The organism is Paenarthrobacter sp. DKR-5, assembly GCF_018531425.1.
In the GTDB taxonomy this organism is placed as follows: Bacteria; Actinomycetota; Actinomycetes; order Actinomycetales; family Micrococcaceae; genus DKR-5.
The window spans coordinates 332095-346466 of the sequence record NZ_JAHBOI010000004.1; the positions used below are offsets into that span (position 1 = coordinate 332095).

12 protein-coding genes are annotated in these 14372 nt (G+C 69.0%); 7 read left to right on the forward strand and 5 right to left on the reverse strand.

The annotated features are described in order from the left end of the window. Positions 1-6 precede the first annotated feature (6 nt). The 4 genes from KIH31_RS10745 to KIH31_RS10760 all read right to left on the reverse strand — a co-directional run bounded on the left by KIH31_RS10745 (position 7) and on the right by KIH31_RS10760 (position 6096). Positions 7-612: a PadR family transcriptional regulator gene (locus KIH31_RS10745; protein WP_214427105.1), complete on the reverse strand. Its 606-nt coding sequence runs from the start codon at positions 610-612 to the stop codon at positions 7-9. After that, on the reverse strand, positions 612-1430 hold the full coding sequence (locus KIH31_RS10750; RefSeq protein WP_214427106.1) for a DUF4097 domain-containing protein: 819 nt from the start codon (positions 1428-1430) through the stop codon (positions 612-614). The genes KIH31_RS10745 and KIH31_RS10750 overlap by 1 nt, the downstream gene beginning before the upstream one ends. A 118-nt stretch (positions 1431-1548) precedes the next feature. Beyond that, positions 1549-2151, reverse strand: coding sequence for a GDSL-type esterase/lipase family protein (locus tag KIH31_RS10755; RefSeq protein WP_214427107.1), 603 nt, complete (start codon positions 2149-2151; stop codon positions 1549-1551). 93 nt (positions 2152-2244) lie between these two features. Continuing rightward, a complete protein-coding gene (locus tag KIH31_RS10760) occupies positions 2245-6096 on the reverse strand; it encodes a multifunctional oxoglutarate decarboxylase/oxoglutarate dehydrogenase thiamine pyrophosphate-binding subunit/dihydrolipoyllysine-residue succinyltransferase subunit (protein WP_214427108.1) in 3852 nt (1283 codons plus the stop codon). Positions 6097-6393: 297 nt separating this feature from the next. On the opposite strand from KIH31_RS10760, the gene KIH31_RS10765 reads away from it, so the two are divergent. The 6 genes from KIH31_RS10765 (at position 6394) to KIH31_RS10790 (ending at position 13172) form a co-directional block, all read left to right on the forward strand. Continuing rightward, positions 6394-7839, forward strand: a complete 1446-nt coding sequence (locus KIH31_RS10765) for a GuaB1 family IMP dehydrogenase-related protein (RefSeq protein WP_214427109.1) — start codon at positions 6394-6396, stop codon at positions 7837-7839. Between the two features lie 174 nt (positions 7840-8013). Further along, entirely contained in the window at positions 8014-9369 is a 1356-nt protein-coding gene (locus KIH31_RS10770; protein ID WP_214427110.1) for a hemolysin family protein, read from the forward strand. Further along, positions 9366-10433, forward strand: a complete 1068-nt coding sequence (locus KIH31_RS10775; RefSeq protein WP_214427111.1) for a hemolysin family protein — start codon at positions 9366-9368, stop codon at positions 10431-10433. Before KIH31_RS10770 ends, KIH31_RS10775 begins: the two co-directional genes overlap by 4 nt. Before the next feature lie 113 nt (positions 10434-10546). Continuing rightward, positions 10547-11470 (forward strand): metal ABC transporter solute-binding protein, Zn/Mn family, encoded by a 924-nt coding sequence (locus KIH31_RS10780; protein ID WP_307857622.1) that lies wholly within the window; start codon positions 10547-10549, stop codon positions 11468-11470. A 41-nt stretch (positions 11471-11511) separates the two neighbouring features. Further along, positions 11512-12294 (forward strand): metal ABC transporter ATP-binding protein, encoded by a 783-nt coding sequence (locus KIH31_RS10785; RefSeq protein WP_214427269.1) that lies wholly within the window; start codon positions 11512-11514, stop codon positions 12292-12294. Continuing rightward, entirely contained in the window at positions 12294-13172 is an 879-nt protein-coding gene (locus KIH31_RS10790) for a metal ABC transporter permease (protein ID WP_214427113.1), read from the forward strand. The genes KIH31_RS10785 and KIH31_RS10790 overlap by 1 nt, the downstream gene beginning before the upstream one ends. Positions 13173-13181: 9 nt before the next feature. Here KIH31_RS10790 and KIH31_RS10795 read toward each other — a convergent pair whose 3' ends face one another. Next, a complete protein-coding gene (locus KIH31_RS10795; RefSeq protein WP_214427114.1) occupies positions 13182-13595 on the reverse strand; it encodes a Fur family transcriptional regulator in 414 nt (137 codons plus the stop codon). Between the two features lie 104 nt (positions 13596-13699). On the opposite strand from KIH31_RS10795, the gene KIH31_RS10800 reads away from it, so the two are divergent. Continuing rightward, complete coding sequence (locus KIH31_RS10800) at positions 13700-14356, forward strand: MBL fold metallo-hydrolase (RefSeq protein ID WP_214427115.1); 657 nt, start codon at positions 13700-13702, stop codon at positions 14354-14356. Positions 14357-14372 lie beyond the last annotated feature (16 nt).

A 14372-nucleotide genomic window follows, 5' to 3' on the forward strand; every position in this document is an offset into this window, starting at 1 on the left:
GCCGCTTCAGGAACCGAAGGTCGCCCGGACGGACGCGCGGGCCTGGTCCAGGACAGTCCGCACCGTTTCCAGGGTCGCTTCCCCGAGCGTGCCTCGGCTGGCCTGCAGGCGCAGTTCGACGCGCAGGTCGTCCCGGAAGCGCTGCAGCAGCATCTCCGCCTCTTTCAGGGTGCGCAGGTCGCTGTGCCGCCCCGGCTCCGCTGCCGGAGCGTGCGTCGCCCCGTGGCGGGCGTTTTCCGCGGCCGCAGCCAAATCGGCGCGCAGGCCGCGCATGTTGGCGCGGATGTCCTCGCGCAGATCGTCGGCCAGACGGCGGACCGAGGCGGTGATGCTGTCCTCGACGTCGACGAGCTCGCTGCGCCGGGAGTCCAGCTCGGACCGGCCCGCCTCCGTGATCGAGTAGATCGTCCGGCGTCCCTCCGGTGTGGTCGCCACGAGGCCGTCCTCCTCCAGCTTCGCGAGCCGGGGATAGATGGTCCCGGCGCTGGGGGAGTACGTCCCGCCGAAGCGGCTGCTGAGGTCCCGGATCAGCTCGTAGCCGTGCTTTGGCCCGTTCTCCAGCAGGGCGAGCAGGTACAGGCGCAGGGCGCCGTGAGCGAAGACCGGGGGCATCAGTGCTGCGCTCCCGCCGGCTGGAACACGGAGACATTGCCTGACACCGTATTGGCGTTGAACTTCAGGCTCGGTTCGGCCGGGCCGACCTGCCGGTGCACACTGCGTCCGGCTCCGGGGAACTTCTCGTCGTTGACGAGGATGGTGCCGGTGGCGGTATTGGCGTTGAGCGTGATTCCTGTTCCGGCCGGGACCCGCACGAGCACATCACCCGAGACGGTGTTGACCGCCAGGTCCGAGGGCTGGCCGATCAGGTCCAGGCTCACGTCGCCGCCGACGGTGTTCATCCGGACGTGGTCCAGCGTGCCGGAGGCGGTCAGTTCCCCGGAAACGCTGTTGCCTACCAGTGTGCCCTCGTGGTCCCGCACGATGACTTCGCCGGAGACAGTGTTGGCGGTCAGCTTCCCGGCGGTGGCGTCGGCCATCATGGAGCCGGTGACGGTGCTGACGGTCACTTTGCCGCCGGCGCCGGAGACCAGGCCCTCGCCTGCGACGGTGGCGGCGGAAACAGGGATGCCGGCGGGGATCAGAATGCTGACCACGGCCCGGTCGTCCTTGCCGCCCTTGGCGAAGATGCCCTTGAGGCCTTCCCAGCTGAACTTGTCCCAGCTCAGCTGCGAGGGCTTGATCTCCAGCTTCGAACCGTCGAAGTTGACGTCGAGCGGAAGGCCGGACACCTCGGTCACTTCGATCCGGGTGGTGGGCTGTTCGTGCGAGACGATGTCCAGCCGGCCGCCGATGATGGCGGCTCTTAGTGCGGTGACCCCGTCCACGTCGATGGTCCGGGGTTCTGCCACGGACCAGTTCTCTGCTGCCACGGAAACTCCTCAAGTCGAGATATATCGTGTGAATGAAGACACGATATATCTCGAGTAGGGCGGCGGCAAGAGCCTTTGGTCAGGAAACAGCCGGGACGGCCGTGTTCCTGCCTGGTTGCTACTCGCCCTGCGGCAGGTCCAGCCACTGGAACCAGCCGCGGTGCAGCACCAGCCAGGCGATCAGCCCGTAGCCGGCCTGCCCGGGAGTTCCGCCGTTGGCGGCGAGGTCGGTGCGCCACTGTTCGTGGTTGAGCAGCGGGGAAAAGGTGTCCACGTAGACGTGCTTGCGCCGCGTGGTCACGTCCGCGAAGGCGGCGTTCAGTTCGGCGAGGCGCTTGTTCTGCACCGGGTCCAGCGCCGGCGGCGGGCCGACGACGAACACCCGGATGTTCAGTTGCGCGGCTCCGTCGAGGATGTTGGCAAGGTTGAGCCGGCTCCGGGCGGGGGAGAGGCCGAACTCGATGTCGCGGCCGGAGAGGCCGATGACGAGACGGTTCTCGTGGTAGTCGTCGAAGCGGCGGCCGGCCTCCTGCAGCCAGCGTGCGGCGAGGGCTTCGGTGCCTTCCTGGGGCGCAGCCAGGGCGAACGCCTCCAGCGAGGCGAGGCCGTCCTGCGGGGTGCGTGCGATGGTCCGGCCCCACCAGCCGAGCGCTCGGGGATCACCGACGCCGGCCAGGAGTTCGTCTCCAACGGCGGCAATCCGCAGTTTCCTGTCCTCCACAATCAAACCTTCCCTGTGCGGCGGCGCCGCTGTTGTTGCCGGTGGATACGGCTCCGCCCGGCCCGCTGAACGGGGCCGGGCGGAGCCGTGACGCTACTTGCGGTCGAACGCCTGCTTGACCAGCAGTTCCTGTTCGGCGGCGTGGCGCTTGGCCGATCCGGTGGCGGTGGACGCCGACGCCGGGCGGGACACCAGCCGGACCGCCGTCCCCAGTTCGCCCGGCAGGTTCAGGCCGATGAACGGCCACGGACCCTGGTTGGCCGGTTCATCCTGCGCCCAGACGATGTCCGCGTTCGGGTACTTGGCCAGCTGCTGCTGCAGCTCGGCGACCGGCAGCGGGTAGAGCTGCTCGACGCGCAGGATGGCCGTGGACCGGTCGTTGGACTTCTGGCGGGCTGCCAGCAGGTCGTAGTAGAGCCGGCCGGAGACCAGCAGGACCCGGGTGACCTCGCTGGCGGCCAGGTCCGCGTGTTCCGGGATCACCGGCTGGAACGAGCCCGTGGTGAAGTCCTCGACCGCGGAGGCTGCAGCCTTCAGGCGCAGCAGCTGCTTCGGGGTGAAGATGATCAGCGGCTTGCGCGGCCGGCTGTAGGCCTGGCGGCGGAGCAGGTGGAAGTGGCTGGCAGGGGTGGTCGGGTTCGCCACGATCATGTTCTGCTCGGCGCACATCTGCAGGTACCGCTCGATGCGTGCGGAGGAGTGGTCGGGGCCCTGGCCTTCATATCCGTGCGGCAGCATCAGCACCAGCGACGAACGCTGGCCCCACTTCTGCTCGGCCGAGGAGATGAACTCGTCCATCACGGTCTGGGCGCCGTTGGCGAAGTCGCCGAACTGCGCTTCCCACAGCACCAGGGCGTCCGGGCGCTCGACCGAGTAACCGTACTCGAAGCCCATGGCGGCGTATTCCGACAGCAGCGAGTCGTAGATCCAGAGCTTGGCCTGGTCCTCCGAGAGCTTGGTCAGCGGCGACCATTCCTTGCCGTTGGCCCGGTCGTGGAAGACCGCGTGGCGCTGCACGAAGGTGCCGCGGCGCGAGTCCTGGCCGGCGAGCCGGATCGGCACGCCTTCGAGCAGCAGCGAGCCGAAGGCGGCGATTTCGCCGAAGCCCCAGTCGATGCCGCCTTCACGCGACATCTGCTCACGCTTCTCCAGCAGGGCGCGCAGCTTCGGGTGCACGGTGAAACCGTCCGGGATCTCGACGTGCGCCTTGCCGATACGGGCAAGCGCGGCGGCCGGGATCGCGGTGCTCGAGGGCGAGCCGACGCCGCTGTCCGCCTGCTGCGCCGACGGGCGCTCGAGGTCGGAGACGGCGGCCGCGTCCTTGGTGATCACCGGGATCGGCGACGTCTGGGCCGCGTGCGTCTCGGCGAAGACACGCTCCAGGCGTTCCTGGTAGTCGCGCAGCAGCTGCTCCGCTTCTTCCTGGGTGATGTCGCCGCGGCCGATCAGCGCCTCGGTGTACAGCTTGCGCACCGAGCGCTTGGCCTCGATCAGGTTGTACATCAGCGGCTGGGTCATCGAGGGGTCGTCGCCCTCGTTGTGCCCGCGGCGGCGGTAGCACACCATGTCGATGACGACGTCCTTGTGGAACCGTTGGCGGAACTCGTAGGCGAGCTGCGCGATGCGGACCACGGCCTCCGGGTCATCGCCGTTGACGTGGAAGATCGGCGCCTGGACCATCTTGGCGACGTCGGTGGAGTACACCGAGGACCGCGACGCGGAGGGCGCGGTGGTGAAGCCGACCTGGTTGTTGACGATCACGTGGATCGTGCCGCCGGTGCGGTAGCCGCGCAGCTGCGACAGGTTCAGTGTCTCCGCGACCACGCCCTGGCCGGCGAACGCGGCGTCGCCGTGGACGAGGATCGGCAGCACCGGGAAGCCCTCGCCCTTGTTCAGGCGGTCCTGCTTGGCCCGGACGATGCCTTCGAGGACCGGATCGACGGCCTCGAGGTGGGACGGGTTGGCGGCCAGGTAGACCTTGGTCTCGTTGCCGTTGTCGGACGTGAAGGTGCCCTCGGTGCCTAGGTGGTACTTGACGTCGCCGGAGCCCTGCACCGAGCGCGGGTCCTGGGTGCCTTCGAACTCGCGGAACACCTGGGCGTAGGTCTTGCCGGCGATGTTGGTGAGCACGTTCAGCCGGCCGCGGTGGGCCATACCGATGGCGACCTCGTCGAGGCCGTCGTCGGCGGCGTTGGAGATCACGGCGTCAAGCAGCGGAATCAGCGACTCGCCGCCTTCGAGCGAGAAGCGCTTCTGGCCGACGAACTTGGTCTGCAGGAAGGTCTCGAACGCCTCGGCGGCGTTCAGCTTGGAGACGATGCGCAGCTGCTCCTCGCGGCTGGGCTTGGAGTAGGGGTGCTCCAGCTCGTCCTGGAACCACTGGCGTTCCTCGGGGTCCTGGATGTGCATGTACTCGATGCCGGTGGTGCGGCAGTACGCGTCGCGCAGGACGCCGAGGATCTCGCGGAACTTCAGCGAGGGCTTGCCGCCGAAGCCGCCGGTGGGCCACTCGCGGTCAAGGTCCCACAGGGTCAGACCGTGGTTGAGCACGTCCAGGTCCGGGTGCTTGCGCTGGACGTACTCCAGCGGGTTGGTGTCCGCCATCAGGTGGCCGCGGACACGGTAGGCGTGGATCAGCTGCTGGATCCGGGCGACCTTGTTGATCTGGTCCGCCGGGTCCACCTGCACGTCCGGGCTCCAGCGCACCGGCTCGTAGGGGATGCGCAGTGACTCGAAGATCTCGTCGTAGAAGCCCTGCTCGCCCAGCAGCAGCTGGTGCACAATGCGCAGGAATTCGCCCGAGCCGGCACCCTGGATGACGCGGTGGTCGTAGGTGGAGGTCAGCGTGATGATCTTGCCGATGGCCTGCTGGGCCAGGATCTTTTCGCTCGAACCTTGGAATTCGGCCGGGTACTCGAGGGCGCCGACGCCGATGATGCAGGCCTGGCCCTTGGAGAGGCGGGGCACCGAATGCACGGTGCCGATGCCGCCCGGGTTCGTCAGCGAGACGGTGGTGCCGGCGTAGTCGTCGGCCGTGAGCTTGCCGCCGCGGGCGCGCTTGATCAGGTCCTCGTAGGTGTGCCAGAACTCCGAGAAGTTCAGCGTCTCGGCCTTCTTGATGTTCGGCACCACGAGCAGGCGGGAGCCGTCCGGGCGGGGCATGTCGATGGCGATGCCGAAGTTCACGTGCGCCGGCTGAACCGCAACCGGCTTGCCGTCGACCTCGTCGTAGTAGACGTTCTGCGACGGGAACTGGGACAGCGCCCGGATCACGGCGTAGCCGATCAGGTGGGTGAAGGAGACTTTCCCGCCACGGGCGCGGGAAAGGTGGTTGTTGATGACCACGCGGTTGTCGATGAGCAGCTTGGCCGGTACGGCGCGCACGCTCGTGGCGGTCGGCACGGTCAGGCTGGTCACCATGTTGGCCGCGATGGCCTTCGCCGGGCCGCGCAGCACGCTGACGACGTCTTCTTCGGTGGGGACGTTGTTCTTGTCCGACTTGGGCAGCTGCGCCGGGATCAGGCCCGACGTCGGGGCCGCGCCGTCACGGGCCTGGGTGCGGGCCGCCGGTTTGGCCGGCGCCGGGGGAGCTGCCGGTGCAGGGGCGGCTGCCGCGGCAGCTGCAGGTGCGGCCGGCGCGGACGCCGGAGCCGGGGGAGCGGCAGGAGCTGCTGCCTGCGGTGCTGCCTGCGTCGTTGCAGGGGCCGCATCGGCGGCCTTCACCACGGGGAGCTGGCGGGTCACCGGGTTCGAACCGAGTTCGCTCGGGGCCGCGGCCTTGCCGTTTGCCCCGGCGCCGTTTTCGGCGTCGAACTGTTCAAAAAGCGGCCACCACTTCGCGTCCACAGAGCCCTTGTTCTGCTGGTAGCGCTCGTACAGCTCGTCGACGAGCCATTCGTTGCCGCCAAATTCCTCAGGCAGACGGTGAGTGGGTTGTTCTGGCACTTGAAATACGCCTCGTTCCATAATTCTTCAATCGCCCCCGCTGAGGGCACGCCCTGGTGGCTACAACCTCGGCCCGGCGGCTGCCCGCGGGCCTCTAGCCAGTCTAGTGAGGTTTATTACGCGCTTTCCAACTCTAGACGGCACTTTTGGTCCCGTCCCGCCGGCTGCCCGCGCCCGCGCCGTCTTTTGGCACTGTTAACTTGGTCACATCCCGCCGGGGCCGCCGCTCCGGAGCCGCGCGACCCGCGGCTAGACTCGACGGGGATCCAGCTTTCCAGCGCAATCAGGAGCGTCGCAATGCGGTTTATCAATGAGCCCGGGGCCGATCTGACCTATTCGGACGTCTTCCTCGTCCCGTCCCGGTCCGAGGTGATCTCGCGGCTCGACGTGGACCTCTCCAGTGACGACGGCACGGGTACCACGGTGCCGCTCGTGGTCGCGAACATGACGGCGGTGACGGGCAAACGGATGGTCGAAACGATGGCCCGCCGCGGCGGCCTGGCCGTCCTGCCCCAGGATGTGCCGCTGGAAGTGCTCCGCGAGGTGACGGCGTGGGTGAAGAGCCGCGACGTCCTGTTCGAGACGCCGGTGACTCTGGGCCCGTCCGACACGGTCATCGACGCGCTGCATCTGATGAACAAGAGGGCGCACGGCGCTGCGGTCGTGGTGGACGACGCAGCGGCGCCGCTCGGCGTCGTCCGGGCTGCCGACTGCGAAGGCGTGGACCGCTTCGCCTCGCTGGAATCGGTGCTCCGGCCGGTTCCGACGCTGCGGGCTGAGGAGTTCGGCGACTCGGAGGAGGCGCTGCGGAAGGCCTTCGAGACCCTCGACCAGGCCGGGGCGTCGCTGGCCGCGGTGACCCGCGGCGGAGCCCTCGCCGGGGTGATCACCCGGACCGGGGCGCTGCGCTCGACCATCTACCAGCCGGCGGTCGACGCGAACGGCCGTTTGCGGGTCGCGGCAGCGGTCGGAATCAACGGCGACGTCGCGGCGAAGGCATCCGCCCTCCTCGACGGCGGCGTGGACGTGCTGGTGGTGGACACCGCCCACGGGCACCAGCGGAAGATGTTCGACGCGCTCCGGGCAGTGCGCAGCCTCAACCCGCAGGTCCCCGTCGTCGCGGGCAACGTGGTCAGCGCCGACGGCGTGCGCGACCTCGTCGAGGCCGGCGCCGACATCATCAAGGTGGGCGTCGGCCCGGGCGCGATGTGCACCACCCGCATGATGACGGCCGTGGGCCGCCCGCAGTTCTCCGCCGTACTCGAATGCTCCGAGGCCGCGCGGGCGCTCGGCGCCCGCGTCTGGGCCGACGGCGGGGTGCGCTACCCCCGTGACGTCGCCCTGGCGCTGGCCGCCGGCGCCAGCCAGGTGATGATCGGCTCCTGGTTCGCCGGAACCTATGAGAGCCCGGGGGACCTGCAGGTTGACAGCAACGGCCGCCAATACAAGGAAAGCTTCGGGATGGCCTCGGCGCGGGCGGTGCAGAACCGCACCCAGCGGGAGGGTGCCTTCGACCGCGCCCGCAAGGCCCTGTTCGAGGAGGGCATCTCCGCGTCGAAGATGTACCTGGACCCGGGCCGCCCCGGCGTCGAGGACCTGGTGGACATGATCACCTCGGGTGTGCGCAGTTCGCTCACCTATGCCGGCGCCACCAACCTCGCGGAGTTCCGCGAACGCGCCGTCGTCGGCGTGCAGTCGGCGGCCGGGTATGAGGAGGGCCGGCCGCTGCCCCAAAGCTGGTAGCGGAACCGCTTGCCGCCGGGACCGGTCCTGTAAAATAGTCAACCTATGGAGAGTTCCTCACGGGGCCGGCGCAGGAGGCCGCGAAGTACCGCGACTGCCCGCCATGCCGGCAGACCCCGTCCCTGTGCCCACCCGTCCGTGCCGTCGCCCGCCCGTCCCAAGGCGGCTGCCTGAATGGATTGGCTGCTGCTCGCCGCAGGATTGCTCCTCGTGCTCGGTACCGGCTTCTTCGTGGCCGTGGAGTTCTCCCTCGTGGCGCTGGACCAGGCCACGGTACAGCGCGCCGTCGACGACGGGGACACCCGTGCCGAACCGCTGCTGCGCTGCCTGAAGTCCCTCTCCACCCAGCTTTCCAGCTGTCAGCTGGGCATCACGCTGACCACCCTGCTGACTGGTTTCGTCCTCGACGCAGCCTTCGGCTCGCTGCTGCAGCCGCCGCTGGCCGCCGTCGGCATCCCGGCAGAGGCGCTTGAACCCGTGGCGCTGACCGCCGGCATGGCCGTCGCCACGGTGCTGTCCATGCTCATCGGCGAGCTCGTGCCGAAGAACATGGCCATCTCCCTGTCCTTGCCCCTGGGCCGGGCCGTCGCCGGGCCGCAGCTGATCTTCACTGCCGTCTTCAAGCCGGCAATCATCGTGCTCAACGGCTTCTCCAACAAGGTGCTGCACTTGTTCGGACTGGAGGCCAAGGAGGAAATCTCCGGCGCCCGTTCCCCCGGGGAGCTGGCGTCGCTGGTGCGCCGCTCGGCCGAAATGGGAACGCTCGACGCCGGAACGGCCAACTTCGTCGCCAAGACGCTCAGCTTCGCCAGCCGGACCGCTGCCGACGTGATGACGCCGCGGATCCGGGTCGAGACGATCGACGCGGACCAGTCCGTGGCCGACATCCTCGCCGCCGCCCGCCGGACGGGCTTTTCGCGCTTCCCGGTCATCGGCGACTCGCCCGACGACATCCGCGGCGTCGTGCACATCAAGAAGGCCGTGGCGGTGCCCCAGGCCCGGCGCGCCGGGCTGGAAGCGGGCGCCATCATGACCGACGTCCTCCGGGTCCCGGAGACCATCCACCTCGATTCGCTGCTCGCCGAGCTGCGCGAAGGGAACCTGCAGCTGGCCGTTGTGCTCGACGAGTACGGCGGCACGGCCGGGGTGGCCACGCTGGAGGACCTGGTCGAGGAAATCGTCGGCGAGGTCTCGGACGAACACGACCGCAACAAGCCCGGGGTGCTGCAGAGCGCGGCCGGCAGCTGGTACTTCCCGGGCCTGATGCGCCCGGACGAGGTGACGGAGCAGGTGCCCGGGCTGGTGGTGCCCGATGACCCGGCGTACGAGACGGTGGGCGGTTTCATCATGTCGCGGCTGGGCCGGATCGCCGAAGTCGGCGACCACATCGAGGTCGAGGGCGGAGTGTTGCTGGTGGAGCGGATGGAGGGCCGCCGCGTGGACAGGATCGCCTTCACGCCGGCCGCCGGGGACGACGCGGATACCGGTGCAGGCACCGGACCGGGCACGGATGAAGGGGGCCAGGCATGAGCGACTGGGCCGGAATCCTGTGGCTGGTGGTCCTGCTGCTGGGCAACGCGTTCTTTGTGGCCTCGGAGTTCGCGGTGATGTCCGCCCGGCGCAGCCAGATCGAGCCGCTCGCCGAGGCCGGCTCGAAACGGGCCGCCACGACGCTGCTGGCCATGGAAAATGTTTCCCTGATGCTCGCCTGCGCCCAGCTGGGCATCACGGTCTGCTCGCTGCTGATCCTGAATGTGGCCGAGCCCGCCATCCACCACCTGCTCGGGGACCCGCTGCACCTGCTCGGGCTGCCCGCAGAGGTGGCGTCCTCGGCCGCCTTCGTCATCGCGCTGCTCATCGTCACTTTCCTCCACGTGACCTTCGGCGAAATGGTGCCGAAGAACATCTCGGTCTCCGTGGCGGACAAGGCGGCCCTGCTGCTCGCACCCCCGCTGGTGTTCATTGCCCGGATCCTGCGGCCCGTGATCGTCACGCTGAACTGGCTGGCGAATCACACCCTGCGCCTGCTAGGCGTGGAGCCGAAGTCCGAGGTGTCCTCGTCTTTTACGCTCGAGGAGGTCCAGTCCATCGTGCAGGAGTCCACGCGGCACGGGCTGGTGGACGACGAATCCGGCATCATTTCCGGCGCACTGGAGTTCTCCGGGTACACCGCCCGGCGGATCATGGTCCCGCTCGAGAACGTGGTGAAGCTGCCGACGACCACCACACCGGCCGAGTTCGAGCGGGCGGTCCGGCGCACGGGTTTCTCCCGCTTCCCGCTGATCGCCGGGGACGGGGGACTGACCGGGTACCTGCACATCAAGGACGTGCTCTCGATCCCTGAGGCGGACTACCGTTCTCCGGTGGCGGTCGGCCGCGTCCGGTCGCTGGCGAATCTGGGCCTGGATGACGAGATCGAGGACGTGCTGGCGGTCATGCAACGCACCGGGTCCCATCTGGCACGGGTGATGGAGCCGGACGGCTCGACGCGCGGGGTCCTGTTCCTTGAGGACGTGATCGAACAGCTGGTCGGAGAAATCCGCGACGCGACGCAGGCCACCGGTATCCGCAGGTTCAACGACACGGCCGGCTAGGACCGCCCGGGGACGTCAGGACCCCAAAGTGCGAACGGTTCGCATTTGTGGCTAGAATGGCAACGCTGTAAATGTTTCCCATTCTCATTTGTTCCCGTTGCCCTGGAGTCCGCGTGCGCCGTCCGTTCCCCGCCCTGCTGCTTGCCGGCGTCCTCGGCGCCGCGCTGGTGCTGACCGGATGCGGGTCGACGGCGGCCAACAAGGATGGCCGGGTGTCCGTCGTTGCGTCCACCAATGTGTACGGGGACCTTGCGCGGACCATCGGCGGCGGGAAGGTGGCCGTCACCTCGATCATCGACAAGGTCAGCCAGGACCCGCACTCGTACGAGGCGGACGCCAGGGACAAGCTGGCTATCTCACGGGCGGCGGTGCTGATCGAGAACGGCAGCGGCTACGACCCCTTCCTGCGCAAACTCGCCGGGGATGCCGGGGTGGACAGCAACAGGATCATCACCGCCTCCGCGGTGTCCGGCTTGCCGGGCTACGGCAGCGCCGACTTCAACGAGCACGTCTGGTACAGCTTCGACGCGATGACCCGCACCGCTGACGCCGTGGCCGCGAAGCTGGCGCAGGCGGACCCGACGGACGCCGGGACCTTCCGGACGAACGCGGCGGCGTTCAAGAAGTCGCTCGCGCAGCTGGCGGCCCGCGCCGCGGCCGTCAAGGCGGCCCATCCCGGCACACCCGCCGCGGTGACCGAGCTCGTGCCGCTGTACCTGCTGCAGGCGTGCGGCTTCCGCGACGTCACCCCCGAACAGTTCACTTCCGCCATCGAGGCCGGCAGCGACGTCCCTCCCGGGGTGCTCAAGGCCGCCACCGACCAGCTCTCCGGCGGCGAAGCGAAGCTGCTCGCCTACAACAGCCAGACCGAAGGCCCGCAGACGCGGGTGCTCAAGCGCGCCGCCGAATCCGCAGGGGTGCCCGTCGTGGACTTCAGTGAGACGCTGCCGGCGGGCCAGGACTACCTGCAGTGGATGGGGTCCAACCTGGACAACGTTGCCGCCGCCGTCGCCCGCACCGCAGGGGGCAGGGCGTGAACCGGGGGCCGGCCTCCGTGACCGGCCGGCCGGTGGTCAGCATGCGCGGCGCCGGCCTGCGCTTCGGCGAGCGGGTGCTGTGGGAAGGCCTGGACCTGGACATCCAGCCGGGGGAGTTCTTCGCCGTCCTCGGCCCCAACGGCAGCGGCAAGACCAGCTTCCTGAAGGTGCTGCTGGGCCTGCAGCAGCTCTCCTCCGGATCGGTCACCCTCGGCGGCCGCCCGGTGGAACGCGGCAGCCGCATGATCGGGTACATCCCGCAGCAAAAATCCTTCGCGCCGGACACCCCGCTGCGCGCCCGCGACCTCGTCGGGCTCGGCCTGGACGGCCACCGCTGGGGGCTGCCGCTGCGCACCAAGGGCCTGAACCAGCGGGTGCGTGCCCTGCTGGAGGAAGTCGGCGCCGCAGACTACGCCGATGTGCCCGTCGGCCAGCTCTCCGGCGGCGAGCAGCAGCGGCTGCGGGCGGCGCAGGCGCTGGCCTCCGAGCCGCAGGTGCTGCTCTGCGACGAGCCGCTGCTGTCCCTGGACCTGCACCACCAGCAGGCCGTCAGCTCCCTGGTGAACCGGCAGTGCCACGAGCGCGGCAGTGCCGTCGTCTTCGTCACCCACGAAATCAACCCGATCATCGATTACGTCGACAGGGTTCTCTACCTTGCCGGCGGACGGTTCCGCGTCGGCAGACCCGAGGATGTCATGACCACCGAGGTGCTTTCGGACCTGTACGGCAGCCGCGTCGAGGTGATCCGCGCCAACGGCCGGCTCATCGTCGTCGGCGTTCCCGACGCGACCACGCACCACCACCACGGCGAGGAGGTGCTCTGATGGATTTCGCGGACCTGCTGCATTCGGTTTTCAACTTCGACGACTACGCCGACCTGCTCCCGTTGGTGCAGAACTCCCTGATCGCCGGGGCGGTGCTCGGCGTGCTCGGCGGCCTGATCGGCACCTTCGTGATGAAGCGGGACCTCGCCTTCGCCGTCCACGGCATCTCCGAACTATCCTTTGCCGGCGCTGCCTTCGCCCTGCTCATCGGCGCCAACATCGTCATCGGCTCGCTCGTCGGATCGGTGCTCGCGGCGCTGCTGCTGGCCGTGATGGGGGTCCGTGCGCGGGACCGGAACTCGATCATCGGCGTCATCATGCCCTTCGGGCTCGGCCTGGGCATCCTGTTCCTCGCCCTGTACGAGGGCCGGGCCGCGAACAAGTTCGGACTGCTCACCGGCCAGATCGTGTCCGTGGACACCGTGCAGCTGAACATCCTGGCCGGGACCGCGCTGGCCGTGATGGCCGTGCTCGCGGTGATCTGGCGCCCGCTGACCTTCGCCAGCGTTGATCCGGACCTGGCCGAGGCGCGCGGGGTGCCGGTGCGCTTCCTGTCCCTGGCGTTCATGTTTCTGCTCGGCGTATCGGTGGCGTTGTCCATCCAGGTGGTGGGGGCGCTGCTGGTGCTCGCACTGCTGATCACCCCGGCGGCCGCGGCGATGAAGGTGACCAGCTCGCCGTGGCTGGTGGTGCTGCTCAGCGTGGCCTTCGCGGTGACGGCGATCGTGGGCGGCATCCTGCTCTCGCTTGGCGGCCGGATCCCGATCAGCCCGTACGTCACGACGATCTCGTTCCTGATCTACGTGGTGTGCCGCTCGCTGGGTTCGCTGCGGCGGCGCAGCGGACGCAACGGCCGCCGGGTGCCTGCGGAGGCGTAAGGCGCAGTCTCAGCCCTGGCGGGCGGCGCAGTCGGGACAGAGGCCGAAAATCTCGACCGTGTGGTCCACGCTGGTGAAGCCGTGCGCGGCGGCAACCTTCGAGGCCCAGCTCTCCACGGCGGGCGCTTCCAGCTCCACGGTCTTCCCGCAGCCGCGGCAGACCAGGTGGTGGTGGTGCTCGGCGACTGCGCAGCGCCGGTACACCGCCTCGCCGTCGGCGTTGCGCAGCACATCCACCCGGCCGTCCTCGGCCAAGGCCTGAAGGATACGGTAGGTGGTGGCGAGTGAGACCGAGGCACCGCGTTCATGCAGCAGGCGGTAGAGCTCCTGGGTGCTGACGAAGTCCTCGAGCTCATCGAGGGCGGCGCTGACGGCCACGCGCTGCTTGGTGACGCGCTGTTCGCGCCCGGCGTCCTGGCTCATGCCTCACCCCCTCGTCCTGGAACTGATTCGCAACACCCAAGGTTATCAGCCGGGCTCCCCGCTGCGGCTGCCCGGGCAACGGGAGCGGGCAGTAGGCTGGGCGCATGAAGCTGACCAAGTACACCCATGCCTGCGTCCGCCTGGAGCAGGACGGCCGCGTCCTCGTCCTCGATCCCGGCGTCTTTTCCGAAGCCGCCGAAGCCCTGGCCGGTGCCGGGGCGGTGCTCATCACCCACGAACACGCCGACCACCTCGACGCCGACGCCGTCACGGCGGCCCTGGCCGCGGACCCGGCATTGACCGTCCATGCCCCGGCAGGGGTGGCGGCTGAGCTGCGCAGCAAGGCCCCTGAGGCGGCGGAACGGATCATCGACGCCGTGCCGGGGCAGTCCTTTGACGCCGCGGGTTTCGCGGTGCGCACTTTCGGCGGCCAGCATGCGCTGATCCATCCCGCGATCCCCGTGGTGGCAAACATCGGCTACCTCATCGAGGAGAACGTCTTCCACCCGGGCGACTCCTTCACGGTGCCGGACGGCCTTGAGGTGAAGACCTTGCTGGTCCCGCTGCACGCGCCCTGGTCCAAGGTCGGCGAGGTGATCGACTTCGTCGTCGCCGTGCGGGCGCCCAAGGCCTACCCGGTGCACGACTCGCTGCTGACCGAGACGGGGCGCACGATGGTCGAGGGCCACGTGCAGCGGATCGGCAGCCGCTACGGCAGCAGCTACGAGCACCTGGACCCGCGCCAGACCGTCGAGGTGTAAGCGGCCGGACTAGCCG

What these genes read in the sequence shown, in the direction of transcription:
- KIH31_RS10745 (WP_214427105.1), bottom strand. Translation starts at nt 612, where the DNA reads ATGCCCCCGGTCTTCGCTCACGGCGCCCTGCGCCTGTACCTGCTCGCC.
- KIH31_RS10765 (WP_214427109.1), top strand. Translation starts at nt 6,394, where the DNA reads ATGCGGTTTATCAATGAGCCCGGGGCCGATCTGACCTATTCGGACGTC.
- KIH31_RS10770 (WP_214427110.1), top strand. Translation starts at nt 8,014, where the DNA reads ATGGATTGGCTGCTGCTCGCCGCAGGATTGCTCCTCGTGCTCGGTACC.
- KIH31_RS10775 (WP_214427111.1), top strand. Translation starts at nt 9,366, where the DNA reads ATGAGCGACTGGGCCGGAATCCTGTGGCTGGTGGTCCTGCTGCTGGGC.
- KIH31_RS10785 (WP_214427269.1), top strand. Translation starts at nt 11,512, where the DNA reads ATGCGCGGCGCCGGCCTGCGCTTCGGCGAGCGGGTGCTGTGGGAAGGC.
- KIH31_RS10790 (WP_214427113.1), top strand. Translation starts at nt 12,294, where the DNA reads ATGGATTTCGCGGACCTGCTGCATTCGGTTTTCAACTTCGACGACTAC.
- KIH31_RS10795 (WP_214427114.1), bottom strand. Translation starts at nt 13,595, where the DNA reads ATGAGCCAGGACGCCGGGCGCGAACAGCGCGTCACCAAGCAGCGCGTG.
- KIH31_RS10800 (WP_214427115.1), top strand. Translation starts at nt 13,700, where the DNA reads ATGAAGCTGACCAAGTACACCCATGCCTGCGTCCGCCTGGAGCAGGAC.